Annotated in this window: 23 protein-coding genes; 8 read left to right on the top strand and 15 right to left on the bottom strand. The window is 72.2% G+C overall.

What is annotated here, in order from left to right; translation table 11 throughout:
* Window positions 1-6 precede the first annotated feature (6 nt).
* Complete coding sequence (locus QQZ14_RS18435; RefSeq protein ID WP_284535864.1) at window positions 7-906, bottom strand: GNAT family N-acetyltransferase; 900 nt, start codon at window positions 904-906, stop codon at window positions 7-9.
* Window positions 907-1,081: 175 nt separating this feature from the next.
* Here QQZ14_RS18435 and QQZ14_RS18440 point away from each other — a divergent pair, with 175 nt between their 5' ends.
* Together QQZ14_RS18440 and QQZ14_RS18445 are read left to right on the top strand one after the other, a co-directional pair.
* On the top strand, window positions 1,082-1,621 hold the full coding sequence (locus QQZ14_RS18440; RefSeq protein WP_284535865.1) for a SigE family RNA polymerase sigma factor: 540 nt from the start codon (window positions 1,082-1,084) through the stop codon (window positions 1,619-1,621).
* Window positions 1,615-2,958 (top strand): hypothetical protein, encoded by a 1,344-nt coding sequence (locus QQZ14_RS18445; protein ID WP_284535866.1) that lies wholly within the window; start codon window positions 1,615-1,617, stop codon window positions 2,956-2,958. The genes QQZ14_RS18440 and QQZ14_RS18445 overlap by 7 nt, the downstream gene beginning before the upstream one ends.
* 56 nt (window positions 2,959-3,014) lie before the next feature.
* On the opposite strand, the gene groL is transcribed toward QQZ14_RS18445, so the two are convergent.
* Entirely contained in the window at window positions 3,015-4,643 is a 1,629-nt protein-coding gene (groL, locus tag QQZ14_RS18450) for a chaperonin GroEL (RefSeq protein ID WP_284535867.1), read from the bottom strand.
* A gap of 76 nt (window positions 4,644-4,719) precedes the next feature.
* A complete protein-coding gene (gene groES / locus QQZ14_RS18455) occupies window positions 4,720-5,013 on the bottom strand; it encodes a co-chaperone GroES (RefSeq protein ID WP_183592203.1) in 294 nt (97 codons plus the stop codon).
* Between the two features lie 193 nt (window positions 5,014-5,206).
* On the opposite strand from groES, the gene QQZ14_RS18460 reads away from it, so the two are divergent.
* On the top strand, window positions 5,207-6,373 hold the full coding sequence (locus QQZ14_RS18460; RefSeq protein WP_284535868.1) for a class I SAM-dependent methyltransferase: 1,167 nt from the start codon (window positions 5,207-5,209) through the stop codon (window positions 6,371-6,373).
* 143 nt (window positions 6,374-6,516) lie between these two features.
* Here the strand turns inward: QQZ14_RS18460 and QQZ14_RS18465 are convergent, their stop codons facing one another.
* The 5 genes from QQZ14_RS18465 to QQZ14_RS18485 form a co-directional block, all read right to left on the bottom strand.
* Window positions 6,517-7,143 (bottom strand): hypothetical protein, encoded by a 627-nt coding sequence (locus QQZ14_RS18465; protein WP_284535869.1) that lies wholly within the window; start codon window positions 7,141-7,143, stop codon window positions 6,517-6,519.
* Between the two features lie 173 nt (window positions 7,144-7,316).
* Entirely contained in the window at window positions 7,317-7,928 is a 612-nt protein-coding gene (locus QQZ14_RS18470; RefSeq protein WP_284535870.1) for an MBL fold metallo-hydrolase, read from the bottom strand.
* A complete protein-coding gene (locus tag QQZ14_RS18475) occupies window positions 7,928-9,025 on the bottom strand; it encodes an S-(hydroxymethyl)mycothiol dehydrogenase (RefSeq protein WP_284535871.1) in 1,098 nt (365 codons plus the stop codon). The genes QQZ14_RS18470 and QQZ14_RS18475 overlap by 1 nt, the downstream gene beginning before the upstream one ends.
* Window positions 9,026-9,107: 82 nt before the next feature.
* Window positions 9,108-9,701 (bottom strand): hypothetical protein, encoded by a 594-nt coding sequence (locus QQZ14_RS18480; protein ID WP_284535872.1) that lies wholly within the window; start codon window positions 9,699-9,701, stop codon window positions 9,108-9,110.
* Between the two features lie 47 nt (window positions 9,702-9,748).
* On the bottom strand, window positions 9,749-11,167 hold the full coding sequence (locus QQZ14_RS18485; RefSeq protein WP_284535873.1) for a nitronate monooxygenase: 1,419 nt from the start codon (window positions 11,165-11,167) through the stop codon (window positions 9,749-9,751).
* 197 nt (window positions 11,168-11,364) lie between these two features.
* Between QQZ14_RS18485 and QQZ14_RS18490 the strand changes: the two genes are divergently transcribed.
* Genes QQZ14_RS18490 through QQZ14_RS18500 form a run of 3 tightly spaced genes read left to right on the top strand, consistent with a single transcriptional unit; the run spans window position 11,365 to window position 15,243 of the window.
* On the top strand, window positions 11,365-11,883 hold the full coding sequence (locus tag QQZ14_RS18490) for a SigE family RNA polymerase sigma factor (protein WP_284535874.1): 519 nt from the start codon (window positions 11,365-11,367) through the stop codon (window positions 11,881-11,883).
* Window positions 11,880-13,019: a hypothetical protein gene (locus QQZ14_RS18495; protein WP_284535875.1), complete on the top strand. Its 1,140-nt coding sequence runs from the start codon at window positions 11,880-11,882 to the stop codon at window positions 13,017-13,019. Before QQZ14_RS18490 ends, QQZ14_RS18495 begins: the two co-directional genes overlap by 4 nt.
* A gap of 58 nt (window positions 13,020-13,077) precedes the next feature.
* Entirely contained in the window at window positions 13,078-15,243 is a 2,166-nt protein-coding gene (locus tag QQZ14_RS18500; protein WP_284535876.1) for an MMPL family transporter, read from the top strand.
* Window positions 15,244-15,306: 63 nt separating this feature from the next.
* Here QQZ14_RS18500 and tsaD read toward each other — a convergent pair whose 3' ends face one another.
* A complete protein-coding gene (gene tsaD, locus QQZ14_RS18505; protein WP_284535877.1) occupies window positions 15,307-16,362 on the bottom strand; it encodes a tRNA (adenosine(37)-N6)-threonylcarbamoyltransferase complex transferase subunit TsaD in 1,056 nt (351 codons plus the stop codon).
* A gap of 4 nt (window positions 16,363-16,366) precedes the next feature.
* Complete coding sequence (locus QQZ14_RS18510; RefSeq protein WP_284535878.1) at window positions 16,367-17,161, bottom strand: helix-turn-helix domain-containing protein; 795 nt, start codon at window positions 17,159-17,161, stop codon at window positions 16,367-16,369.
* Window positions 17,162-17,222: 61 nt separating this feature from the next.
* On the opposite strand from QQZ14_RS18510, the gene QQZ14_RS18515 reads away from it, so the two are divergent.
* Window positions 17,223-17,633, top strand: coding sequence for a DUF2000 domain-containing protein (locus QQZ14_RS18515; protein WP_284535879.1), 411 nt, complete (start codon window positions 17,223-17,225; stop codon window positions 17,631-17,633).
* Between the two features lie 69 nt (window positions 17,634-17,702).
* Window positions 17,703-19,352: an HAD family acid phosphatase gene (locus tag QQZ14_RS18520; protein ID WP_284535880.1), complete on the top strand. Its 1,650-nt coding sequence runs from the start codon at window positions 17,703-17,705 to the stop codon at window positions 19,350-19,352.
* Window positions 19,353-19,362: 10 nt separating this feature from the next.
* Here QQZ14_RS18520 and rimI read toward each other — a convergent pair whose 3' ends face one another.
* The 5 genes from rimI to QQZ14_RS18550 all read right to left on the bottom strand — a co-directional run bounded on the left by rimI (window position 19,363) and on the right by QQZ14_RS18550 (window position 23,624).
* Window positions 19,363-19,827 carry a ribosomal protein S18-alanine N-acetyltransferase gene (gene rimI / locus QQZ14_RS18525; RefSeq protein WP_284536218.1) on the bottom strand — a complete coding sequence of 155 codons (465 nt, stop codon included), beginning with the start codon at window positions 19,825-19,827 and terminating at the stop codon, window positions 19,363-19,365.
* The gene (gene tsaB, locus QQZ14_RS18530) at window positions 19,824-20,462 is read right to left on the bottom strand and encodes a tRNA (adenosine(37)-N6)-threonylcarbamoyltransferase complex dimerization subunit type 1 TsaB (protein WP_284535881.1); all 639 of its coding nucleotides are present in this window, start codon (window positions 20,460-20,462) and stop codon (window positions 19,824-19,826) included. Before tsaB ends, rimI begins: the two co-directional genes overlap by 4 nt.
* Before the next feature lie 469 nt (window positions 20,463-20,931).
* Window positions 20,932-21,516: a helix-turn-helix transcriptional regulator gene (locus tag QQZ14_RS18540; RefSeq protein WP_284535882.1), complete on the bottom strand. Its 585-nt coding sequence runs from the start codon at window positions 21,514-21,516 to the stop codon at window positions 20,932-20,934.
* Window positions 21,517-21,674: 158 nt separating this feature from the next.
* Window positions 21,675-22,757 carry a DNA polymerase domain-containing protein gene (locus QQZ14_RS18545; protein WP_284535883.1) on the bottom strand — a complete coding sequence of 361 codons (1,083 nt, stop codon included), beginning with the start codon at window positions 22,755-22,757 and terminating at the stop codon, window positions 21,675-21,677.
* A gap of 9 nt (window positions 22,758-22,766) precedes the next feature.
* On the bottom strand, window positions 22,767-23,624 hold the full coding sequence (locus QQZ14_RS18550; RefSeq protein ID WP_284535884.1) for a hypothetical protein: 858 nt from the start codon (window positions 23,622-23,624) through the stop codon (window positions 22,767-22,769).
* Window positions 23,625-23,946 lie beyond the last annotated feature (322 nt).

Below are 23,946 nucleotides of genomic sequence, written 5' to 3' on the forward strand. Positions count from 1 at the left end.
CGACCGCTAGACCGGCAGCGGCTTGAGGTCGCGGACGGGCACCCGGACCACCAGGGTGTCGGCGGCCATCCGGATCCGGCCGCGCAGGCCCGCGGCCATCACCATCGGCAGCACCGCCTGGTTGTCCGAGCGGGTGGTGAGCACGACCTCGTCGGCCCCCAGCGTGGTCGCCAGCCGGGCGGCGTCGACCAGCAGCCGGGTGCCGATCCCTCGGCGCTGCCAGGCCGGGTCGACCCGCAGGGTCACCGGCCGGACACCGGGCTCCTCGGCCTCGGGCCGCACCACGGCCAGCCCGACCGCGACGCCGTCGATGATCGCGGAGACCGAGTCGCCGTCCGCGACGTACTCCGGCGTCGCGCCGCCGCCGACCCGGCGCCCCAGGTGGGGGGCGTGCGCGCTCTCCCGCGCTCGCTCGAGCACGTCGGAGACCAGGTCGGCCATCGCGGTGCCGCGGGCGTGCTCGGTGGCGGTGAACGGTGCCGTACGCCGGACCTGCACCTGGACGTCACCGACGACCATCTCCATGACGTCCTGCCGGTGCGCGCGGCCGTCGTCGGCGGGGTCGGCCTCGGCGTCGAAGAGCCGCGCCACCACCTCCGGGAACGACATCGGCTGGGTGAGGATCGTGCGGGCGGCCTGGACGTAGCGGGTCGGCTGGTCGGTCAGCGCGGCCTCGGCGCATCGCATCGCGACCACCGCGAGGCCACCGGCGCCCTCGAGCAGCTCGACGACGCGGTCGTCGTCCCAGCCCTCCGGGGTGCGCAGCACCAGCTCGTCGGTCACGGACTCGATGCCCGGGAAGATCTGCAGGCCCAGGATGTTCACGCCGGCCGCACCACAGCTCGCGGCGATCTGGGCCAAGGCGCCCGGCCGGTCCGGCAGCGACGTACGCACTCTCCACAACATGGGCCCAGCGTGGCCCGGGCAGGTTGCGCCACCGGATCGTGCGTGTTTCGCGCACATCACGTCTCCCTGAGAGGGTGCCCGTGGAGTATCTGCGCCGTCGAGCCCGGCTGCGACTGAGTGAGCCTCGATCGGGGATACCGTGCAACCGATGTCGTGGTCACCTCGTTCTACTGGCATGGATCGACGCCAGGTGGATGCCGAGTTCTCGGAGTTCGCGGCCGCCTCGCACAGCCGGCTCCGCAGCACGGCGTACCTGCTGTGCGGCGACTGGGACCGCGCCTCCGACCACGCGCAGGAGGGGCTGATCCGGGTGTACGTCGCCTGGCCGCGCCTCGTCCGGCGCGGCGGCGAGCTGGCCTACGCCCGCAAGGCGGTGGTGAGCGCGTTCCTCGACGCCAGCCGGAAGCGCTCGAGCACCGAGCGGCCCCGTGAGCCCGACATCGAGCTGGCGTCCGGTGAGGACGTCGCCGCCCAGGTGTCGGACCGGGCGGCTCTGATGGCGGCGCTGGCCCGGCTGCCGGAGCGGCAGCGTGCGTGCGTGGTGCTGCGGTACTTCGAGGACCTCGACGTCCGGGAGACGGCCGCCGCGCTGCGCTGCAGCGAGGGCACCGTGAAGAGCCAGAGCTCGCGGGCGCTCGCGTCGCTGCGGTCCATGTTCGAGAGCGCGTCACGCGACGAGCTCGCCGTGATCGGAGAGAGGAACCTGCCGTGGTGAACGACCTCAAACAGCTGCTGCGCGACACCGTCGCGGACGCCCCGCCGGGCCATCTCGACCTCGCCTCGATCGTGGCGACGGGGCACCGTCGGGTCCGGGCACGCCGGACCACGGCGTTCGGCGGCGTCGCGCTCGCCGTCGCCGGAGTCGTCGTTGCGGCGTCCCTCGTCGGATCCGTCGGCGGGGACCGCGCCGAGCCGGCGAGCACGCCGCCCCGGCCGGACGCACCCACCATGCGGCTCGCGGATGCCAAGCGGGCTGTCGAGGGGCGCGACTACGACGTGCTGGCGTCGTACACGAACGAGAACCTGAACAGGGACAACGGCCAGTACCTCGACGGCGTCACCGACGACGGCCTGATCCTCTTCCGCAACGGTCCCCGGGACGGCACCGGCTGGCAGCAGCACTACGCACTCATGGACCCCGCGACCGGCGAGAAGGACTGGCTGCCCGACCTGAAAGGGGTTGGTCAGGACCAGCTGTGGCCGGTCGAACTGGGCGCCGACCAGCTGGTCCTCGTGTCGTTGGAGAACGGCCTGCGCGGTGCGATGAGGGCGCACGTGTTCGACCGCACGGACCAGGAGTGGCGCACGCTGACCTGGCCGGGCCTCCCCAAGACCGACTTCCCCCGCGCGCAGCTGGGCCCCGACCATCGGCTGTACGTGAGGATCCCCGCGACCCAGGGCGAGCCACCCGCCGGTGGCTGGCCGACGGCGAGCGACGGCGAGGCCGACGATGCGGACGCCGCGGGTGACACCTTCCATCTGTGGTCGGTCTCGCTCACCGAATCCTCCGACGTCCGCGACGAGCAGCTGAGCGTCGGTGACGTCGCGTTCACCGCCTCCTCGATGATGTGGACCGACAGGACCAACGGCGACGCAGGGTCGGTCCACGTGCGCGGCCTCGCGAGCGGCGACGAGCACTCCTTCGATCCGCACGCGGGCGAGAGGTGCAACCTGCTGGGGTTCGGTGCGACCGACGACCGGGTGGTGATGAGCGAGTACTGCGGCACCTACGACGACGGGGTGCGGGACGACCGGGTGCAGATCCTGACCGCCGACGGCGCTCAGGTTGTCACCCTCCAGGGCAGCGGGCTGGACGGTGTGCTGCCCTCCGGCAGCGAGGTCGTCAACGCGTCGGTCTATGCCGGCGACGACGACTCTCGGAGCGGCACCTACGTCTACGACCTGAGCAGCGATCGGTTCCTGCGCATCAGCGACGGGCTCTCCCAGTGGGGTCTCGGCGGTCCGACCGGGGACGCCCGACAGGTCATGTGGCACACGCCGGTCAACCACCGCAACGGCGCGACGCAGTGGGTGGGCCGCCTGCGTGACTGATCCAGAAATGACGTTGACCCGCCCGAAACTTTCGGGCGGGTCGACGTCAGATGGGACTAGTGGCCGTGCCCGTGCCCGTGGCCGTGGCCGGCCGCCGGGGCGTCGTCCTCGTCCTCGGGCTTCTCGACGACCAGGGTCTCGGTCGTGAGCAGCATGCCCGCGATCGAGGTGGCGTTGACCAGCGCGGAGCGGGTCACCTTCACCGGGTCGAGCACACCCTGGGCGACCAGGTCGCCGTACTCCTCGGTCGCGGCGTTGTAGCCGTGGCCGACGCCGAGCTCGCGGACCTTGGTGGTCACGACGTAGCCGTTGACCCCGCCGTTCTCGGCGATCCAGCGCAGCGGCTCGTCGGCGGCCTTGCGGACCACGCGGACGCCGAGCGCCTCGTCACCGGTGAGGCCGAGGTCGTCGGAGAGGACCGACACCGCGTGGATGAGGGCGGAGCCGCCACCGGCGACGATGCCCTCCTCGATCGCGGCGCGCGTCGCGGAGACGGCGTCCTCGATGCGGTGCTTCTTCTCCTTGAGCTCCACCTCGGTGGCGGCGCCGACCTTGATCACGCAGACACCGCCGGCGAGCTTGGCGAGGCGCTCCTGGAGCTTCTCGCGGTCCCAGTCGGAGTCGGTGTTCTCGACCTCGGCCTTGATCTGGTTGACCCGGCCCTCGACGTCCTTGGGGTCGCCGGCGCCGTCCACGATCGTGGTGTCGTCCTTGGTGATCACGACGCGGCGCGCCTGGCCGAGCACCTCGAGCCCGACCTGGTCGAGCTTGAGACCGACCTCGGGGGCGACCACCTGACCACCGGTCAGGGTCGCGATGTCCTGCATCATCGCCTTGCGGCGGTCACCGAACGCCGGGCTCTTGACCGCGACGGCGTTGAACGTGCCGCGGATCTTGTTCACGACCAGGGTCGAGAGGGCCTCGCCCTCGACGTCCTCGGCCAGGATGAACAGCGGCTTGCCGGACTGGATGACCTTCTCCAGCAGCGGGAGCAGCTCGGCGACGGCCGAGATCTTGCCCTGGTGCAGCAGGATGTAGGGGTCCTCGAGGACCGCCTCCATGCGCTCGGGGTCGGTCACGAAGTACTGGCTGATGTAGCCCTTGTCGAACTGCATACCCTCGGTGAACTCGAGCTCGGTGCCCATGGTGTTGGACTCCTCGACCGTGATCACGCCGTCCTTGCCGACCTTGTCGAAGGCCTCGGCGAGCAGGTCGCCGATGATGCTGTCGCGGCTCGAGATCGTGGCCACCGACGCCATGTCCTCGCGCGACTCGACCTCGCGGGCGGCCTCCTTGAGGGCGTCGCCGACGGCCTCGGCCGCGGCGTCCATGCCGCGCTTGAGCCCCATCGGGTTCGCGCCGGCGGTGACGGCGCGCAGGCCCTCGTGGACCATCGCCTGGGCGAGCACGGTGGCGGTGGTGGTGCCGTCACCGGCGATGTCGTTGGTCTTGGTCGCCACCTCCTTGCAGAGCTGGGCACCGAGGTTCTCGAACGGGTCGTCCAGCTCGATCTCACGGGCGACGGTCACACCGTCGTTGGTGATGGTCGGGGCGCCCCACTTCTTGTCGAGGACGACGTAGCGACCCTTGGGGCCGAGCGTCACCTTGACGGCGTTGGCGAGCGCGTCGACACCGCGCTCGAGCGAGCGGCGACCGTTCTCGTCGAACTCCAGGATCTTGGGCATATCTCTCCTCTAACGAGTTCGGGTCGTCCGCCCCACACCGTGCGCGAGACAGGCGTAGGGCGGACGACCCGGGAAATCAGGAAACGACTGCGAGGACGTCGCGCGCGGAGAGGATGAGGTACTCCTCGCCGGCGTACTTGACCTCGGTGCCGCCGTACTTGCTGTAGATGACCTTGTCGCCGACGCTGACGTCGAGCGGGACGCGGTTGCCGTTGTCGTCGATGCGACCCGGGCCGATGGCCAGGACCTCGCCCTCCTGGGGCTTCTCCTTGGCGGTGTCCGGGATGACCAGGCCGGAGGCCGTGGTCTGCTCGGCGTCGAGGGGCTTGACGACGATCCGGTCCTCGAGGGGCTTGATGTTGACCGACACTGCTGATCAACCTCCACTTTCTGGCACTCGATGTAGTGGGTGGTGCACGTCTGGTGCCTGTCCGTCCGGCACGCCGTCGCGGGGGCCGCGCCGGGTGACAAGCGCTGGCACACTCCCGAGGAGAGTGCCAACTCAGAAACTAGCACTCGCGGCAACTGAGTGCCAGCGGGCCCCCGGATGACAGGATCCGGGGATGGACCTCGAGGCGTTCCGCTGGCTGCTGACCGCCGAGGGCGCGCGTCTGCTCGACGCGACGGCGGCCTCCGTCGCGGCCGGCGAGGACACGCTCGCCTGCCAGACCCGGCTGCGGCGTACGGCGGATCCCGCCCACGTCGCGGCGGCGCTGACGCAGGCGACACTGCGGGTGCGCGCCCGCGAGAAGTTCGGCGAGGACGCCGACCGGATGTACTTCACCCCCGACGGTCTCGAGCAGGCGACCCGGCAGCGGGTCGCCGCCCACCGGGCCGCGCGGCTGGTCGCCTCGTCCGCCACGACCATGGTCGACCTCGGGTGCGGGATCGGCGGCGACCTCGTCGCGGCCTCCCGCGCCGGGCTCACCGCCGCCGGCGTCGACCTGGACCACGTCCGCGTGGCCGTGGCGCAGGCCAACCTCGACGCGCTGGGCCTCGCCGGCGCGGTGATGGTCGCCGACGCGACCACGCTCGACACGACGCCGTTCGACGTGGCCTTCGCCGACCCGGCCCGCCGGTCCGCCCGCGGCCGGGTCTTCGACGTCGACGGGTGGACCCCGCCGTGGCCGTTCGTCGAGGCGCTGCTGACCCGCGACGCGTGCGTGAAGGTCGCCCCGGGCATCCCCCACGACCTGGTCCCGGCCGGCGTCGAGGCGGAGTGGGTCAGCGACCACGGCGACGTCAAGGAGGCCGCGCTCTGGTCGGGCCGGCTCGCGACCACGGAGCGCCGCGCGACCGTGATCGGCGACGGCGGCCTCGCGACGCTCACCGACGAAGACGACCCGGGCGCCGAGGTCGGCCCCGTGGGTGCGTTCCTCTACGAGCCCGACGGCGCCGTGATCCGGGCCGGTCTGGTGACCGCCGTGGCGGCGGGCGTCGGCGGACGGCTGGTGGACGAGCACATCGCGTACGTCGCCTCCGACGCCTCGTTCCGCACCCCGTTCGCCAAGGGGTACGAGGTGCTCGAGGAGCTGCCGTACCGCGAGAAGGCGCTCCGCGCGGCGCTGCGCGAGCGACGGATCGGCCGGCTCACGATCAAGAAGCGCGGCGTCGACGTGGTGCCCGAGCAGCTGCGCAAGCGCCTCGACCTCTCCGGCGACCAGGAGGCCACGATCGTGCTCACCCGGGTCGCCGGCCACGGCGTCGCGCTGCTCGTCAGACCCTTCTGATTGACGGGTCGTCCGCCTCTCGGCGATGCATGGACCGCGCTGAGGCGGACGACCCGAACCAGGCGCAAATAAGCCATCTCCCGGGAGCCGACGGGGGCTCCCGGGAGATGGTGTGTGGCGACTGAGTCAGTCCTCGAGGACGATCAGGCGACGGCGGCGCGGGCGCCGACCGGAGCGGTCTTCTCGACCTTGCGGGCGTGCCAGATACCGAGGGCGAACAGGACCAGCAGGATGCCCGCTCCGACGAAGGAGACGATGGCGGCGATGCCGGCGATGGTGCCGATGGTGGCGAACGCGTAGCCGTAGAGGAGCAGGCCGCGCAGCGTGTTGCCGTCGAGCAGCGTCGCCTTCAGGCCGGACCAAGCGGCGACCTCGTCCTGCTCGGCCTGGGTCGGGTTGGGGTTCTCGGCCAGTGCGGCGGCGAGGGCGCGGGCCTTGCCGCTCACCTCGGAGTAGGACATGACCTCTCCGGCGAGCTCCTCCGAGGAGGCGTTCATGTGGGCGAGGATGTAGTGGTCGGCGAAGGCCTGGGCCTCGGGGCCGCTGTCGAGCGGGCTGCCGGCGAACTCCTTGAGGGCGTCGGCGTCGGCCTTGGGCAGGCTGGCGAGAGCCTCGCCCTCCGGCATGACGATGTCCTGCATCGCGAACTGGTCGTGGACCTGGTTGCCGATGAAGGTGTTCGCCCAGGTGAGCAGGCCACCTGCGATGAGAAGGACGGCGGCGAGGGCCAGGCCCGTCCACGAGATGAGCTTGTCGAATGCAGATCGCATCGTGGTGACTCCTAGTTTCGGGGCGGTGTCTCCGCCACATCTGCTTTGGTGTCACCACCGTAAGAACTTGAACCCTGAACGAATCAGGGCCGGAGTCCTCGGACTAGGAGGTCAATCGGTCCCGATCTGCGGGACCTTTGGCGACCGGATCCCGGGACCTGTCCCAAGCCGGGTCAGGTCCCGAGTCCCGAGAGCTCAGCACCGATGGTCGTGTCCGCCCCGTGGCCGGGGTGGACGACGGTGTCGTCGGGCAGCGCGAACAGCGACGAGCGGATCGACTCGACGATCAGGTCGGGGTCGGAGTACGAGCGTCCCGTCGCACCGGGACCCCCCTGGAACAGGGTGTCCCCGGTGAAGACGCAGCCGAGGTCCGCGGCGTACAGGCAGACCGCTCCCGGAGCGTGGCCGGGGGTGTGCAGGACCCGCAGGGAGGTCCCGCCGACCGGGATCTCGAGCCCGTCCTCGAGGTCGAGGTCCCAGAGGTAGCGGGTGTGGGTGAGCTCCCAGAGCGGGCGGTCCGCCGGGTGCAGCATGATCGGCGCGACGACCTCCTCCCGCAGTGCCGGGGCGACCCGGACATGGTCGTCGTGGGCGTGGGTGCACACGATCGCCTTGACCGTGCGGTCCCCCACGACCGCGAGGATGTCGGCCACGTCGTGCGGGGCGTCGATCACCACGCACTCGGTGTCGTCGCCGACGACCCAGATGTTGTTCTCGACCTCGAACGTCTCGCCGTCGAGGCTGAAGGTCCCGGAGGAGACACCGTGGTCGACCCGCGCCGCCATCAGAGGATCACCACCGAGCGCAGCACGTCGCCGTGGTGCATGCGCTCGAACGCCGCCTCCACGTCGTCGAGGCCGATCTCCTCGGTGACGAACGCGTCGAGGTCGAGGCGGCCCTGCTGGTAGAGGTCGACGAGCATCGGGAAGTCGCGGCTGGGCAGGCAGTCGCCGTACCAGCTCGACTTGAGCGACCCGCCCCGGCCGAAGACGTCGATCAGCGGGAGGTCAGTGACCTTCATGTCCGGGGTGGGTACGCCGACGAGCACCACGGTGCCGGCCAGGTCGCGCGCGTAGAACGCCTGCTTCCAGGTCTCGGGGCGTCCCACGGCCTCGATGACCACGTCGGCACCGAAGCCGCCGGTGAGCTCCTGGATCGCGGCGACCGGGTCGGTGCCGCTGGAGTCGACCAGGTGCGTGGCGCCGAGCCGCCGGGCGGCCTCGAGCTTCTTGGCGTCGATGTCGACGGCGATGATCGGGAACGCCCCGGCGAGCGCCGAGCCGGCGATCGCGGCGACGCCGACGCCACCGCAGCCGATCACGGCGACGGACGTGCCGCGGGTGACCCCGCCGGTGTTGATCGCGGCACCGATGCCGGCCATCACGCCGCAGCCGAGCAGGCCGACGGCCGCGGCCCGCGCGGAGGGGTCGACCTTGGTGCACTGGCCGGCGGCGACGAGCGTCTTCTCGGCGAACGCGCCGATGCCCAGCGCGGGCGAGAGCTCAGTCCCGGCGTCGGGCCCCTCGGCGAGGGTCATCCTCTGGGTGGCGTTGTGGGTGGCGAAGCAGTACCACGGCGCGCCGCGCCGGCAGGCCCGGCAGTCGCCGCACACCGCGCGCCAGTTGAGGATCACGAAGTCGCCCGGCGCGACCGACGTGACGTCGGGCCCGACCGCCTCGACGATGCCGGCGGCCTCGTGGCCGAGCAGGAACGGGAACTCGTCGTTGATGCCGCCCTCGCGGTAGTGCAGGTCGGTGTGGCAGACCCCGCACGCCTGCACCTTCACGACCGCCTCGCCGGGACCGGGGTCCGGGACGTTGATCGTGGTGACCTCGACGGGCTGTCCCAAGCCGTGGGCGACCACGGCCTTGACCTGCTGCATGCTGCTTCCTCTCGCCGGACGTGGGGTGACCATGCCACCGTAGGCGGGCACCCGTCGAGCAGGGGCGGGAGAACTGCGGGAGCTACTCGCGCGGAGGCAGCTGCTCGGTCCGTCCGCCCATGCCGGCCTGTCGGATCAGCCCGGACACCAGCTCGTGGGCCTGGGTGATCGTGGCGTTGAGGGTGCTCAGTCCCGCGTCCAGGTTGCCGGCCTCGAGAGACCACTTGGCCGCGACCATCCCCTGCACCAGGGAGTCGTTGATCTCGATCGCGTCCCGGTGCAGCAGCGCGGCGCTCTCGAGCCGCCGGCGCTCGGACTCGGTCCGCCGGACCCGGTCGGTCGCGTCGCCGACCAGGAGCCCGAGCAGCAGGATCGGCAGCACCCGAGACGCCCACCCGAGCGGGTCCAGCCCCACGTCGCGGGTCACCGCCCACACGACGATCAGCGCCACGGCGACGACGCCGGCCGCGGTCCCCGCGCGACGGCCGAACGCGACCGCGACCAGCGCGACCGGGAAGACGTAGAGCATGGAGTACGCGTCCTCGACGGTGCCGCCGGAGAGTCGCAGCGCGAAGATGCCCGCGAACAGAGCCACGACGACCGCCCAGGTCAGGGGCGGACGGCGCCGGAACCAGGCGTCCGGCGAGGCGCCGGCGTGCGGGACAGCAAGGGTCATGCGCCCAGGATGCCTGGTCGCGCCGTCCCTGCGCCCGAACCGCCTCTTCACCGGTCCTCGAGCCAGGCCACCGCCTGGGCGGCCGTCCAGCCCGCGGGGTGCCGCTCGAGCAGCCGCCGCGGGCCGCCCAGGTCACCACCCAGCGTGACCAGGTCCGGCTCCTGGTAGCCGTCCGGACGGGTCTGCCCGAGCCCGATGTCGGCGGTGAGCGAGTTGCACAGGCACATCCGGCCCACCGTGTCCGCCAGGTCGCCGCCCTTGCGCACGTACGCGTCCTCCGGCTCCCCGGGGCACCGGTAGCCGACCCGGCCGGCCCGGGTGAGGTACGGCGTGCGCAGGTAGCCGAGGTCGCACAGCCGGTCACGCGCCTCGTAGACCTCGGGGTCGGCGAGTGTGCCGTCGAGCTCGGCGACCTTGAACGGGAAGCCGGTCGGCGAGGTCCGCACGCCGGTGCGGACCTGCAGCGTCCCGGAGCCGAGCCCGCCGCGCAGCCGGTCCAGGAGGTCGGGACGCAGCCCGGACTCGCTCGCGAGCGCGAACAGCGTGCCGACCTGGACGCCCGCGGCGCCGAGCTCACGGGCGGCGGCCAGGCCGTCCGGGGTGCCGTACGCCCCGGCCAGCCAGAACGGCAGCCCGAGGGCCGCGACCTTGTCGAGGGCGACCGCGTCGCGGGCGCCGTACACCGGCTCACCGTCCTCGTCGAGCGTCATGGTGCCGCGCGGCGGTGCGTTGTGCCCGCCGGCGACCGGACCCTCGATCACGAAGCCGTCGGGACGGGTCGAGTCGTCCCGGGCGAGGTACGCGGCCAGGACGGTGGCGGAGACGATCGCGAGGAAGCGCGGCCGCGTCAGCGGCGGCAGGTTCGACCCGAGCAGGTCGACCGGGTCGACCTCCACGCGGTACCGCTCGGGCGCGCCGGCGACGTCCACGCCCACCCCGCCGACCCGTCCGTCGGCGAGGTCGGTGAGCAGCTGAGGGGTCTCGCGGGGCACGCCGGCGCCCATCAGCACGACGTCGACGCCGGCGAGCATCGCGCCGAGCGCGGCGGCCGGGGTCGCCAGCTGGATCTTCTCGAGGTAGTTGATGCCGACGGTGCCGCCGTGGCCCTCCTTCGCGAGCCAGACCTCGACGAAGTTGCCGACGACGGCGAGCTCCTGGGAGTGGCGGCTGGGCCGCAACGCGAGCTTCGGGGTCGGCCGGTAGGGGCGGCCCGGCTCGCGGCCGCCGGCGAGGAAGTAGCGGTCGAGCACCCGCGCGGCCATCGCCTGGTCGGGGAACGCGGCGAGGGCACGCCGTACGTGCCCGTCGGGGTCTCCGTCCTGGAGGCGGCGGGCCACGGTCGCGTCGAGCGCGACGCCGGAGACCACGCCGAGCTGGCCGGCCCGGGCGACGGCGCGGGCGAGCTGCCAAGAGGACACGCCGACCCCCATCCCGCCCTGGATGATGGACGTCGTCGTTGCCGGCACAGGCGCTCCTCGCGGTGTCTGGTCGGGGTGGTCAGGTCACTCCCCGACGCACGCTGCCAGCCATCGGCGCGCCGGGCCCAGGGCCGAACGGCACGGTCGACAGGGACCATCACCAGGGGTCGGGGCGTGCAGAATTGCAACCCTCTCGCAGGCGATCGCGTCTCGGGTGTGTGCTGACAGAAGTTCGAGGAGCCACGATGACGGAGCGGGACGCCGACTTCACGGCGTACCTCCAGGCCCGCCAGGGCCGGCTGCTCCGGACCGCGTACCTGCTGACGGGCGACCAGCACCAGGCGGAGGACCTCCTCCAGACCTCGCTGGCCAAGCTCTACCTGGCGTGGGACAAGGTGCGTGACCGTGACTCGGTGGACGCCTACGTGCGCCGGATCATGGTCAACGAGAACAACTCGCTGTGGCGCCGCGGCTGGAAGCGCCGCGAGGCGCCCACGGACACGGTCCCCGAGGGGACGCCGTTCCACGACGTGTACGACGAGGGGGTCGGCGCCGCCGTGTGGGAGGTCGTCCAGACGCTCCCGCGCAAGGCGCGGGCCGTGGTGGTGCTGCGCTACTACGAGCAGCTCACCGAGGCCGAGACCGCCGACGTGCTCGGCATCTCGGTCGGCACGGTGAAGTCCCAGACCAGCCGGGCGCTCGCCGCACTGCGCGAGCGAACGCCCGCCGACCTGAACCCCACCCACCGGGAGGAGGAGCGATGACCGAGGAGAGCTTCGTCCGGGAGCTGGAGCGCCGCGCGGACCAGGCGTTCGACGGGGCACACGGTGCGCCGCTCACCTTCGAGTCCGTGCGCAGCAAGGCGCACGGCATCCGCCGGCGCCGCCGCGCTGCTGCCGCCGGAGCCGTCGCTGCGGCCGTCGCCGTGGCGATCCTGGTGCCGACCGTGCTGACCGGCGGGTCGCCCCGGTCGCAGGGTCCCGACCCGGCACCGGCGCCGCCCGCCGCGCCGGGAGTATCCGTGCTCCACGACGGGGTCCTGACCCGCCCCGACGGGGACACCGTGTCGGTGGACGTCGCCAACGCGGACGTCTCGCAGCTGGGGGTCCTCACCGACGGCCGGATCGTGATGGCCCTGCAGCAGCCGTACGCCGTCCGCGTCTACGCCGCGGACGGCACCGTCCAGGCGACGTACCCCGCGGGCGCCAACATCATCACGATGAGCGCCCTCGACGACGCGGTCGCCTGGGTCGCGAAGGACCTCACGGTCCGCGTGCTCGCCAGCGGGTCGGCGGAGCCGCGCACGCTGCCGGGCATCCCGATGCCCGGTGAGGCCGCAGGCGGCATCGACGCCGTGCTCGACGCCGAGCACTTGCTCGTCGGCGACCACACGACGACGACCGAGGTCCTGACGCCGGGAGGCACCGAGCCCCTCACGACCAGCGAACCGTTCCGGGTGATCGACGTGAGCCCGGACGGTGATCTCTGGGCGGTCACGTTCATCCCCACGACCGACAACGAGATGTACGGCTGCGAGGGCCTGTACGACCCCGAAGCCGGCCGGATGGTGGCGCGCTCCTGCGACGTCTCGGGCCTGCAGTTCTCCCCGGACGGGCAGCACGTGCTCAGCCTGCGCGGCGACAACAACATGTTCGGCGAGGGCACGATCCTCGACCTGGACCTCCAGCCGGTGGGCTCCTTCGAGTCCACCGGGAAGGGCGACGTGATCAGCCGGGCCGGCTGGGCGGACGCGACACACGTCCTCGTCGCCGAGGCGAACTGGAAGACGAACACCTGGAGCGTGGTCCGCGTCGGCCTCGGCTGGGACGACCCGCAGGTGGTCGTCCCACAGGGGCCGGGCATCAACCCCGAGTCCGCGGCGTACCTCTTCTCGGGGTGAGAGAGGCCTACTTAAGTCGGAGGCATCGGAGCGCCCGTCGTGGCTAGGGTCAGGAATCGTGTTCGCCGCCCTTGGTCGCTTCGTGTCCCGTCGTGCCTGGTTCGTCATTGCGGCGTGGCTGCTGCTCGCCGGACTCGTGATCGCGTTCGCTCCAGCCCTGCAGACGACCTCGGACGAGTCGGACTTCCTGCCCGACCACTACGAGTCGATCCGGGCCGCGAAGATCCAGGACGACAAGTTCCCGGGCGCCACGACACCGGGCGCGATCCTGGTCTTCGAACGCAAGGACCGCGGCGAGCTCACGGCCGACGACCAGGCGGCGGTCGCCAAGGTCGCGCAGGAGCTCGGGCCGAAGCTCAACGAGAAGACCTTCGTGCAGCAGGTCGCCACCACCGACCCCGAGGGCAACCCCAACGTCTCCCAGGACGGCCTCGTCCAGATCGGCATCATCGGCCTCGCCGACAACGCCACCGGCTTCGACGACCAGGCCATCGAGGACGGCAAGGACCTGCGCAAGGAGCTCGAGCCCCTGATGGAGGGCTCGGACCTCGAGGTCCTCACGACCGGGTCGGTCCCCCAGAGCCTGGACTCCCAGGAGGAGGGCGACCGGACGCTGGCGATCGTCGCCATCGCGACGGTCGTGCTGATCGTCGTCCTGCTCGCGGTGATCTTCCGCAGCGTGGTCATCTGCCTGATGCCGATCCTGGTCGTCACGTTGGCGTCCTCGGTGGCCACCGGGCTGATCGGGTGGGCCAACGAGGCGTTCGGGCTCAAGGCGGACTCCTCGATCCAGACGATCCTCGTCGTGGTGCTCTACGGCATCGGCACCGACTACATCCTGTTCTTCCTGTTCCGCTACCGCGAGCGCCGCCGGCAGGGCGAGGAGACCCGGCCGTCGGTCGTGCACGCCCTCGAGCGCGCAGGCGAGGCCATCGCGTCGGCCGGCGGCGCCGTCATCGTCGCGTTCCTGGCGCTGCTGCTGAGCTCGCTGAGCCTGTTCCGGGCCATCGGGCCGGCGCTGGCGATCGCCGTCGCGGTCACCCTGCTCGCCGCCCTCACCCTCGTCCCGGCCGTGGTCACGGTGCTCGGCCGGGCGCTGTTCTGGCCGTCGAGGAAGTGGCGCCACGAGCCCGAGGGGGCGCGGTTCGGCCGGGTCGGCGCCGCGCTCGGCCGACGCCCCGGACGCTTCGCGCTCGCCTCAGGAGCCGTCATGGTGGCGCTCGCGGCGTTCGCGCTCAGCTTCAACCCGTCGTTCGACTTCAACTCCAGCCTGCCCAAGGACGTCGAGTCGACCCAGGGCCTGGAGGTCTTCCAGAAGCACTTCGCCGCCGGCGCCAGCGAGCCGGTCCCCGTGGTGCTGGTCTCCGACGACGGTCCGCTCGACGAGTCCGCACTGGAGACCTACCGCTCCGACCTGGAGGCCGCGCAGGGCGTGACGCAGGTCTACCCGGCCGAGGTCTCGAAGGACGGCACCGCGGCGCAGTTCAGCGTCGTGCTCGACCACGACCCGGCCTCCGACGCCGCGCTCAACGACGTCAAGGGGCCGGTGCGCGACACCGCCCACGACTCGGCGCCCGACGGCACGGAGGCCTACGTGGGCGGTACGCCGTCGGTCTTCGCCGACCTCCAGAAGGCGATGGCCCGCGACTACTCCGTGGTCTTCCCGGTCGCCGCCCTCATCATCATGCTGATCCTCGGGCTGCTGCTGCGCAGCCTGGTCGCGCCGTGGTACCTGATGGCGGCGGTCGGTCTGGGGTTCGCGGCCACCCTGGGTGCCACGGTGGTGATGTTCCAGCACGTCCTCGGCCACGAGGGCCTGATCTTCATGCTGCCGATCTACATCTACCTGTTCGTCACCGCCCTCGGCACGGACTACAACATCCTGATGATCGCGCGCCTGCGCGAGGAGGCGCGCGAGGGCAAGGATCCCCACACCGCGGCCGCGGAGGCGGTCAAGCACGCCGGGCCCACGATCGCCGCGGCGGGCGTGATCCTCGCCGGCACGTTCGCCTCGCTGATGCTGGGCGGCAACACGCTGATCGTCTCGATGGGCTTCGCCCTGTCATTCGGCATCTTCGTGGCGGCGTTCGTGATGGCGATGTTCTTCACCCCCGCCCTGACCGCGCTGATCGGGCACACCGCCTGGTGGCCCGGCCACGGCGACGAGCAGGCGCCCCACGCTCTGGCCGACGTCCCGGGGGACCACCACCGGGATACTCCCTGACGAACGGGCCCCTTCCGGGCGAGATCCGGGGCCCGATCGTCAGGGACTACCCCAGACGGACAGTCAGACCAGGACGTCGGTGACGGGCAGCGAGGAGTCGGCGGGGAGGTCGAGCGCGGACGGGGTGCGGCCGCGGGCGACCATCTCGGCACCGAGGGCGGCGACCATCGCGCCGTTGTCGGTGCACAGGCCGGGCCGGGGCACCCGGACGCGGATGCCCTTCGCGGCAGCGCGCTCCTCGGCCATCGCGCGCAGGCGGGAGTTCGCCGCGACGCCGCCGCCGATGAGGATGTCCTCGATGCCCTCGCTGACGGCCGCGTCGATCGCCTTGCGCGTGAGCACGTCGCACACCGCCTCCTGGAAGCTCGCGGCGACGTCGTTGACCGGCACCGGCTCCCCGGACCGCTCGCGCGCCTCGACCCAGCGCGCGACCGCGGTCTTGAGACCGGAGAACGAGAAGTCGAAGCGGTGCCGCTCGAGGTCGCGTCGGCTGGTCAGGCCGCGCGGGAAGTCGACGTAGGCGCTGTTGCCCTCGCGGGCGGCGCGGTCGATGTGCGGGCCACCGGGGAACGGCAGGCCGAGCAGCCGGGCGACCTTGTCGAACGCCTCCCCCGCCGCGTCGTCGATGGTGGCGCCCATCGGGTCGACCCCGGTGGTCACGTCCTCGACCCGCAGCAGGCTGGAGTGGCCGCCGCTGACCAGCATCGCCAGGCACGGCTCGGGCAGCGGGCCGTGCTCGAGCTGGTCGACGGCGACGTGCGCCGCCAGGTGGTTGACGCCGTAGATCGGCTTGCCGAGCCCGATGGCGAGCGCCTTGGCGGCCGCGACGCCCACCATCAGCGCTCCGGCGAGGCCGGGGCCGCTGGTGACGGCGATCGCGTCGACGTCGTACAGGCGGATGCCCGCGGTCTCGCAGGCCCGCTCGATCGTCGGGACCATCGCCTCGAGGTGCGCCCGGCTGGCGACCTCGGGCACCACGCCGCCGAAGCGGGCGTGCTCGTCGACGCTGCTGGCCACGGCGTCCGCGAGCAGGGTGTGGCCGCGCACGATGCCGACACCGGTCTCGTCGCACGAGGTCTCGATGCCCAGCACCAGGGGCACGTTGCGTTCGCTGCTCACCTGCTCATTGTGCCGACCGGGCGTACGCCGCCGGCGTCACCCCCAGCAGCCGCCGGAAGTGCCGGGTCAGGTGCGCCTGGTCGTGGAAGCCCACGATCGCGGCGACGTCGGCGGCCCGCTCACCCGCCAGCAGCAGCCGGCGGGCCCGGTCGAGGCGCCGCCCGGTGAGATAGCGGTGCGGCGGGATGCCGAACTCGCCGCTGAACGCCCGCACCAGGTGGGTCGGGTGCGCGCCGAGCACACGGGACGCCTCGGGCAGAGTCAGCCCGTCGGTCACCCGCGCGTCGAGGAGGTCGCGCAGCCGGTACGCCAGCGGCCGGTCACGGCGTACGGCGGGCGGCTCGGTCCCGGCGAGCCGCTGCTCGAGCGCATCGACGACCAGCGCCAGCCGCACCTCGGCCTCGAACGCGTCGCCGGGCTGGTCAAGCGATCCGTGCAGCTCGTGCACCTGCCGGCGCAGCCCCGCCTCCGCCCACCCGGGGTGGTCGACGGCCGCACCCACCAGGCCGAGGTCGATCGTCTGCTCCTCCAGGTAGACCACGCGCTTGCGGAAGCCGGTCGGCTCCACCGACCGGCCGTCGTGCGGCACGTGCGGCGGCAGCAGCGTGACCCGGTCGCCGAGCGCACCGTGCTGGTGCCGCTCCAGGTCGTAGCGGACCGTGCCGGTGTCGACGAGCAGGAGCGTCCAGGTGTCGTGGGTGTGCGACGGGTACGCGTGCTCGGGGAAGTGCGCGTGCAGGACCTCGGCGACGCCGGCGACCGGCGGCCGCCAGGCACGGATCGTCGGCCGTGGTGCCATGCCCGTCACCATGCAAAGAACGTACAAGACCGGCCTCACCCGGACGGCCGACGATCAGCCCATGGCAAACGACACCAAGATCGCCGTGCTACTCCGCGACGACCTGGCCCCGTGGCAGCGGCTCAACACGGCCGCGTTCCTGGTCAGCGGCGTGACCGCCGCCTGGCCGCAGCTGGTCGGGGAGCCCTACGCCGACGCGGACGGTACGGCGTACCTCGCGATGCTGGGCCAGCCGATCCTCGTCTTCGAGGGCGATGCCGCCACGCTGCGCGAGGCGCACACCCGGGCGCTGCGGCGCGAGCTGACCGTCGGCGTCTTCACCTCCGACCTGTTCCGCACCGGCAACGACGAGGACAACCGCGCCGCGGTGCGGGCGGTCGCGCGCGACGACCTGGACCTGGTCGGGCTGGCCGTGCACGCACCGCGCAACGCCGTGGACAAGGTCGTCAAGGGGGCCCGGCTCCACCCATAAGGGCATCTTCCCAGCGTCCCTGGCCGGGCGTACCTTGAGCCGGTCCACCTCGCACCTCAAGGAGCACGCATGCGAAACTCGGGACGCTCCCGGGCCCGCGCCCTCGTCACGGCAGCCTCGGCGATCACCCTCCTGGTGGGGACGGCGGCCACGGCCGACGCCCGCACCGACGACTCCACCCTGACCCCCCGCACGCACTTCGTGCTGAAGCCGCTCAACCCCGACGGCACCGCCCCGGCGCCCGCCCCCAACGGGGAGGCGATCCCCAACATCGACTCGGTCAAGTCGACGATCCGCAAGTACTACAACGCCTCCAGCGCCGGCATCGCCGACAAGGCCAGCTCGCCCTACATCACCGAGATCACCGGCATCGAGCAGGCCATCCTCGCCCGGCTCCCCGATCCCGCGCCCGCGGCCGACCTCGCGGTCGTCTTCGACGCCGACGACACCACACTGTGGACCTACGACATGGAGGACGGGGCGATGCACTTCAACTTCGACCCCAAGGTCCAGAACGACGAGTGGGTGCTACCCGGCAAGTTCCCGGCGACCCCCGGGATGGTCGACTTCGTCAACGAGGTCCAACGGCGCGGCTACCACGTCTTCGGCATCACCGGCCGGGGCGAGGCCCAGGAGCAGGCGACGCTCGACAACCTCACCAAGGTCGGCTACGACGAGTTCGACGCCGACAACTTCTACACCAAGCCCGCCACGCCTCCGGCGTACCTCGACTGCCATGCCAGCGTCGACCCGAACGACGACCCGGCCAAGTGCAACACCGTCGAGTACAAGTCCGGCACCCGCGCCCACATCGAGTCCCTCGGCTACACGATCGCCCTCAACATCGGCGACCAGTACTCCGACCTCCAGGGCGGGCACGCGCTGAACAGCGTGAAGCTGCCCAACCCGACGTACTACCTGCCGAGTCCCGACATCAAGGGCGCTCCGGCCGGCGACGCCGACCTCGCGCTGCCCACGTCGTTCGACATGGCCGCCGACGGCTCGAGCGGGCTCACGACGCCCGGCGACAAGATCCCCAACATCGACAACGTCAAGGGCGCGATCCGCGCCTACTACGGCGCCACCGGTGGCATCGCCAGCAAGGACGCCTCGCCCTACATCTCCCAGATGACCCGCGTCGCCACGAAGTGGCGGCACCGGTTGACCACCATCTGCACCAAGGGCGTCAAGCGCCACCAGCGTCCCGCGGTCGTCTTCGATGCGGATGACACCACGCTGATGACCTACGACATGGAGGACGCGGCGATGCACTTCAACTTCGACCCCGCCCTGCAGAACACCTGGGTGCAGGAGGGTCGCTTCCCGGCCACGCCGCGGATGCCCCGGGTCGTCGCGGCCGCCGCCAGGGCCGGCTGCAAGGTCGTCGGTCTGACCGGCCGCAACAACGGCCAGCGGCTCGCGACGCTGGACAACCTGGCCCGCTACTACCACGACGCCCAGGGCAACCCGCTGTTCAAGTCGGCGTACTACTTCACGAAGTGGACGAGCACCGACACGCCGCCGGCGTACGTCGACCCCACGCTCGACGGCAAGGACGGCTACTCGACGATCGACTACAAGGCGTCGACCCGGAAGTACGTCCAGGACAAGCTCGGGCTGCACATCGTCGCGAACTTCGGCGACCAGTTCAGCGACCTGATCGGCGGCTCGTCCGACCGGGCCGTCAAGCTGCCGAACCCGACGTACTACCTGCCGTGACCTGACGGGTTCAGGCGGATGCGCCGCAGCCTCGGACGAGGCTGCGGCGCATCACCACGGCGGTCGCGCCGTCGCGGTAGTAGCGGCGGCGCCGGTCCACCTCGACGAAGCCGCGGGCGGCGTAGAACGCGAGCGCGCCCGCGTTGTCCTCCCGCACCTCGAGCAGCAGCCGGTCGGCGCCACCGGCCCGGGCGAGGTCCACCACCGCCTCGAGCAGCGCGCTGGCCAGCCCGAGCCGGCGCCGTCCCGGATCGACCGCGATCCGCTGGAGCTCGGCGATGTCCTCGACGACGCTCGCGGTCGCGTGCCCGACGACCCGCCCGCCCGCCTCGGCGACCAGGTAGCTGATCGTCGGCAGGGTGCCGGCCACGCCCTCCGCGACCAGCCCCTCCGACCACGCGTCCGCCCCCAGGCAGTCGCGCTCGAGGGCGGCGATGGCCGGTACGTCGTCGGGCCCGGCGGGTCGGACGGTCACGACACGCGCTTCGGCGCGTGCGGGGTCATCGCGTCGGGGCGCCGCAGGTAGAGCGGCTCGGGGTCCATCAGCTCGGCACGCTCCTCCGCGACGACCCGCGCCAGCCACCCGGCGCTCGGCGCCGCCGGGCCGGTGCGGTGCGGGAACGAGTCGGGGTAGAGCGCGCCCCCCTCCCCGACGACCTGATCCTGGGTGGCGAGGTCGGCCGGCTTGCCGACGACCGGCCCGTCGAGGCGGGCCCCGTCGGCGTCGTACCGCGCCAGGTAGACCTCCTTGCGCCGGGCGTCGGTGGCCACGACGAACGGGCCGGACACCGCACGGGAGTCGACCGCCTCGACGGCGAGCACGTCGAGCGAGCACACGCCGTACACCGGGATGTCGAGGACGAACGCCAGGGTCCGGGCCGTGACGAGGCCGACGCGCAGGCCGGTGAACGGCCCCGGCCCGACCCCGGCCGCGATCGCCGTGAGGTCCTGGCGGACGACACCGGCCTCGGCCAGCGCCCGCTCGATCAGCGGCGCCAGCTGCTCGGCGTGCTTCATCGGCCGGTCGGCGCGGAGCTCGACGACGACGTCGGCGCCGTCGTGGAGCGCCACCGTGACGAGCGGGGTGGCGGTGTCGAAGGCGAGGAGCACGGGCTGAGGCTAACGCGTGGGTGTTCTCTGTCCGTCCTGTGGATCTGGTGTGACCCGGGCGTGGAGAACCCGGTCCTAGTGTTGTGGTTGTCGGCAGGGCGACCCGCCGGCACCGGGGGCCCGGGATCTGTGGGGAGATGGGCCACCGGTCGCGACATGTGGACCGATCGAGCGGAACGTGGGGATCCGCCCGGCGCGCTGGGGGGAGCGCCATCGGTCGGTCCGCAAGGCCCGCTCCGCGCGCGTGGCTCAGCCACGAAGGCGGGGCGGGCCTTTCACGTGTCCGCAGCCGGTGGCCGGCATGCCGGGCGTCCTCCGCGAGCATGTGGAAGCGGATCCACTCGAGCGTGGGTGGGCCGGCGGCGAACCGGCCGACGGGTAACGCCCTCGCGCCCCGCGGGAGCTCCCGGAGCACCGCGCTGGTGGGCTCCCCCGCCGCGTGCAGGCGCCGCACGAGGCCCGCCGGCCCCTACGGCCCGGCCGACTCGGCCCCGGTCGGGAAGCCGTGCTCGACACCCCAGGCGACGGCCTGGGCGCGGCTGGTGACGTCGATCTTGCGGTAGATCGACCGGATCAACGTCTTCACGGTGTTGATGCTCAGGTAGAGCTCGGCGGCGAGCTCCTCGTTCGACCGGCCCCGGACGATCAGCCCGAGGACCTCCTGCTCGCGGGGGGTCAGGTCGACGTCCCGGCCCAGCTGGCGGCGCCGGTCCGCCTGGTTGTCGAGGTCGGCCTGCGAGCCGTCCTGGAGGTGTCCGGCGGCGAAGGCCTCGATCGCGGCGACGAGGTCGGGGGCCTCGAGGCCGACGGACACCGACGCGACCGCCCCGAGGTCGAGGGCCCGGGCGGTCAGGCCCGGCTGGAGCACGCGCGACATCGCCAGCACGCGGTCGGGGTGCTTCTTCACCACGCGTTCGAAGTCCTCCTCCTTCCCGACGTAGAGGCCGAACACGTCGTACAGCACGATCGCGTCGTCATCGGCGGACGAGTCGTCCACGACCACGACGCGGTTTGCATAGGGCTCGAGCAGTCGCTCCACCCCGGCGGCGATCACGGGTTGATCTGACAGCACTACCACCGAGATAGGTCGCGCAGGCTCGGACATCGGTTCCCTCTCCTCTCATCCCCGACAGGGGACGAGATTCCCCGGGTCCGCCTGTACCAAACGTGCCCGAACGGGCATCCGGAGGGCACCCGATGGGGCACCGGAGGTCAGGACTCGATGCGGTTGCCGTCCTCGTCCCAGTGCGCCGCGACCTTCTTGCTCGGCTGCACCCGCGGCGGCTCGCCGGGCATCTTGGGGTAGTCCGGCGGGAAGTTCATCTCTCCGCCGGGCAGCTCCTCCCAGAGCCGCAGCAGCGGGTCGAGGGAGAAGGCGGTGTCGTCGATGCTCGCCCACGGGTCGCCGTCGGCGACCCGGTCGGGGACCGTGAAGAGGTTGTACTCGCGGGGGTCGGTGATGCCGGCGAGCTCGTCCCAGGTGACCGGCGTGGAGACGGGTGCGCCCGGGAGCGGGCGCAGGGAGTACGCCGAGGCGATCGTCCGGTCGCGGTTGTTCTGGTTGAAGTCGACGAAGATCCGCTCCCCGCGCTCCTCCTTCCACCAGTCCATGGTCACCCCGTCGTCGCGCCTGGCCAGCTCGCGGCCGAGCCCGATCGCGGCGTGCCGCACGTCGGTGAACTCCCACTCCGGCTTGATCCGCACGTAGATGTGCACCCCCCGGTTGCCGGAGGTCTTCGGGTAGCCGACGAGGCCGAGCTCCTCGAGGAGCTCGCGGGCGACGCCGGCGACCCGGACGGCGTCGGAGAACGTCGTGCCGGGCTGCGGGTCGAGGTCGATGCGCAGCTCGTCGGGGTGGTCCACGTCGGCACGGCGCACCGGCCACGGGTGGAAGACCAGCGTGCCCATGTGCGCGCACCACACCGGGACCGCGATCTCGGTGGGGCAGATCTCGTCCGCCGTACGCCCGGACGGGAAGGTGACCTGCACGGTCTCGAGGTAGTCGGGAGCGCCCTTCGGCACCCGCTTCTGGTAGAACGCGTCGGCGTCCTTGTCCTGCGGACCCGTCGCCAGCCTCATCCCCTCGCGCACCCCGGAGGTCCAGCGCTCCAGCGCGGTCGGGCGCTCGCGCAGCGCCCGCATCAGCCCGTCCTCGACGCTCGCGAAGTACTCCGCGACCATCAGCTTGGTGACCTCGGGCGTGCGCTCGGTCGACTCGTAGATGACCCGGTCGGGGCTCGAGACGCGGACGGCACGACCGCCCGCCTGGACCTCGGCAGCACTCACCTTCGCCATGGACCGACCTTAGGGCAGGACCGCGCGCGGCGAACGGACCGAGGAGCGCACCAGCGAGCACACCAGCCACAGGCCGGCGACGGTCCCGAGCAGTCCGGTCGCCAGTACGACGGCGCCGGGTCGCCCGTCGTGGGCGAGCAGGATCTTCGTCGGCCCGGCGAAGACCGTCACCGCGGTTCCGACCCAGGCGATCGCGGCCCGGTCGAGCACCACCCCCGCGAGGATCAGCACGCCGGTGGCGCCCAGGTAGGCCCGCTGGGCCGCGGTCTCGAACCCGCCCGGTGCGGCCGCGGCGCTGCCGGCGACGGCCCACGCCAGGTGCAGCCCGCCGAACCCGACGGCGGCGACCGTCGCGGCGATCGTCGCCGGGCGCGCGGGCAGCCGGCCGGCCCGCCACCACGCCGGCCATCGTTCGCTCGCGTGCCACCAGAACGCCCCCAGGATCCCCACCCCTTGCAGCACGAAGCCGCCGTAGACCACGGCGTAGACCCAGCCCGCGAGGCCGTTGTCCCCCGGTGCCGGAGCGCCACCGACGAGCGCCTGGAGCACGAGGCCGACGGGCAACCCCACCGCGATCGGTGCCAGCAGCCCGGCGGCGACCCAGACCGGCCCGGCGAGCAGCCAGCCGGGGACCCGCCGGCCCCACGGGAAGGTCAGCGCCAGCACCAGTGCGACCGCGGCCAGGTCCATCGCGACGGTGACGAGGTTGCCGACGACGTACCGATGGTCGTGCATCTCCGCCCCGGCCGCCCCGGAGGCCATGCCGACGGAGCTCCCGGCCAGCCAGGCGATCTTGAGGACGAGGTACGGTGCGCAGGCCAGCAGCGTGGCGGCGCAGAGGACGAGGCGGCGGCGGGCGATCGGCACCCGTCCACGGTGCCCGCGCACGCCCTCACGCCACATCGGGGCCTACCCGGAGGGCCCTCCCGCTCGTCCCTCAGGTGACCTCGGGGCTCCCCGTCCGCACGCGGTGCGCCGGGAACCGAGCTCGGCTGGACGCCGGACGCCGGGGCGTGCCGACAAGTGGTCTGGTCCAGTCCTCAGGTGCCGTCGAGCCCGACCGAAGGTGAGGTCATCGGTCGCACGGACCAAGCCTGATCCGGACGCCGGTGAAACATGCGGCCACCGCAGAGCCCCGCTGCCGCGCGCTCGAGCCCGCCTCCCCCGGGTGGGTCCGAGAAGGCGGCAG

The organism is Nocardioides sp. T2.26MG-1, assembly GCF_950101795.1.
Taxonomy (GTDB): Bacteria; Actinomycetota; Actinomycetes; order Propionibacteriales; family Nocardioidaceae; genus Nocardioides.

Coding starts and splice junctions, on each gene's coding strand:
- groL (WP_284535867.1), bottom strand. CDS start 4,643: ATGCCCAAGATCCTGGAGTTCGACGAGAACGGTCGCCGCTCGCTCGAG.
- QQZ14_RS18465 (WP_284535869.1), bottom strand. CDS start 7,143: ATGCGATCTGCATTCGACAAGCTCATCTCGTGGACGGGCCTGGCCCTC.
- QQZ14_RS18490 (WP_284535874.1), top strand. CDS start 11,365: ATGACGGAGCGGGACGCCGACTTCACGGCGTACCTCCAGGCCCGCCAG.
- QQZ14_RS18470 (WP_284535870.1), bottom strand. CDS start 7,928: ATGGCGGCGCGGGTCGACCACGGTGTCTCCTCCGGGACCTTCAGCCTC.
- QQZ14_RS18515 (WP_284535879.1), top strand. CDS start 17,223: ATGGCAAACGACACCAAGATCGCCGTGCTACTCCGCGACGACCTGGCC.
- QQZ14_RS18495 (WP_284535875.1), top strand. CDS start 11,880: ATGACCGAGGAGAGCTTCGTCCGGGAGCTGGAGCGCCGCGCGGACCAG.
- QQZ14_RS18520 (WP_284535880.1), top strand. CDS start 17,703: ATGCGAAACTCGGGACGCTCCCGGGCCCGCGCCCTCGTCACGGCAGCC.
- QQZ14_RS18435 (WP_284535864.1), bottom strand. CDS start 906: ATGTTGTGGAGAGTGCGTACGTCGCTGCCGGACCGGCCGGGCGCCTTG.
- QQZ14_RS18510 (WP_284535878.1), bottom strand. CDS start 17,161: ATGGCACCACGGCCGACGATCCGTGCCTGGCGGCCGCCGGTCGCCGGC.
- QQZ14_RS18460 (WP_284535868.1), top strand. CDS start 5,207: ATGGACCTCGAGGCGTTCCGCTGGCTGCTGACCGCCGAGGGCGCGCGT.
- QQZ14_RS18480 (WP_284535872.1), bottom strand. CDS start 9,701: ATGACCCTTGCTGTCCCGCACGCCGGCGCCTCGCCGGACGCCTGGTTC.
- QQZ14_RS18475 (WP_284535871.1), bottom strand. CDS start 9,025: ATGCAGCAGGTCAAGGCCGTGGTCGCCCACGGCTTGGGACAGCCCGTC.
- QQZ14_RS18440 (WP_284535865.1), top strand. CDS start 1,082: ATGGATCGACGCCAGGTGGATGCCGAGTTCTCGGAGTTCGCGGCCGCC.
- QQZ14_RS18545 (WP_284535883.1), bottom strand. CDS start 22,757: ATGGCGAAGGTGAGTGCTGCCGAGGTCCAGGCGGGCGGTCGTGCCGTC.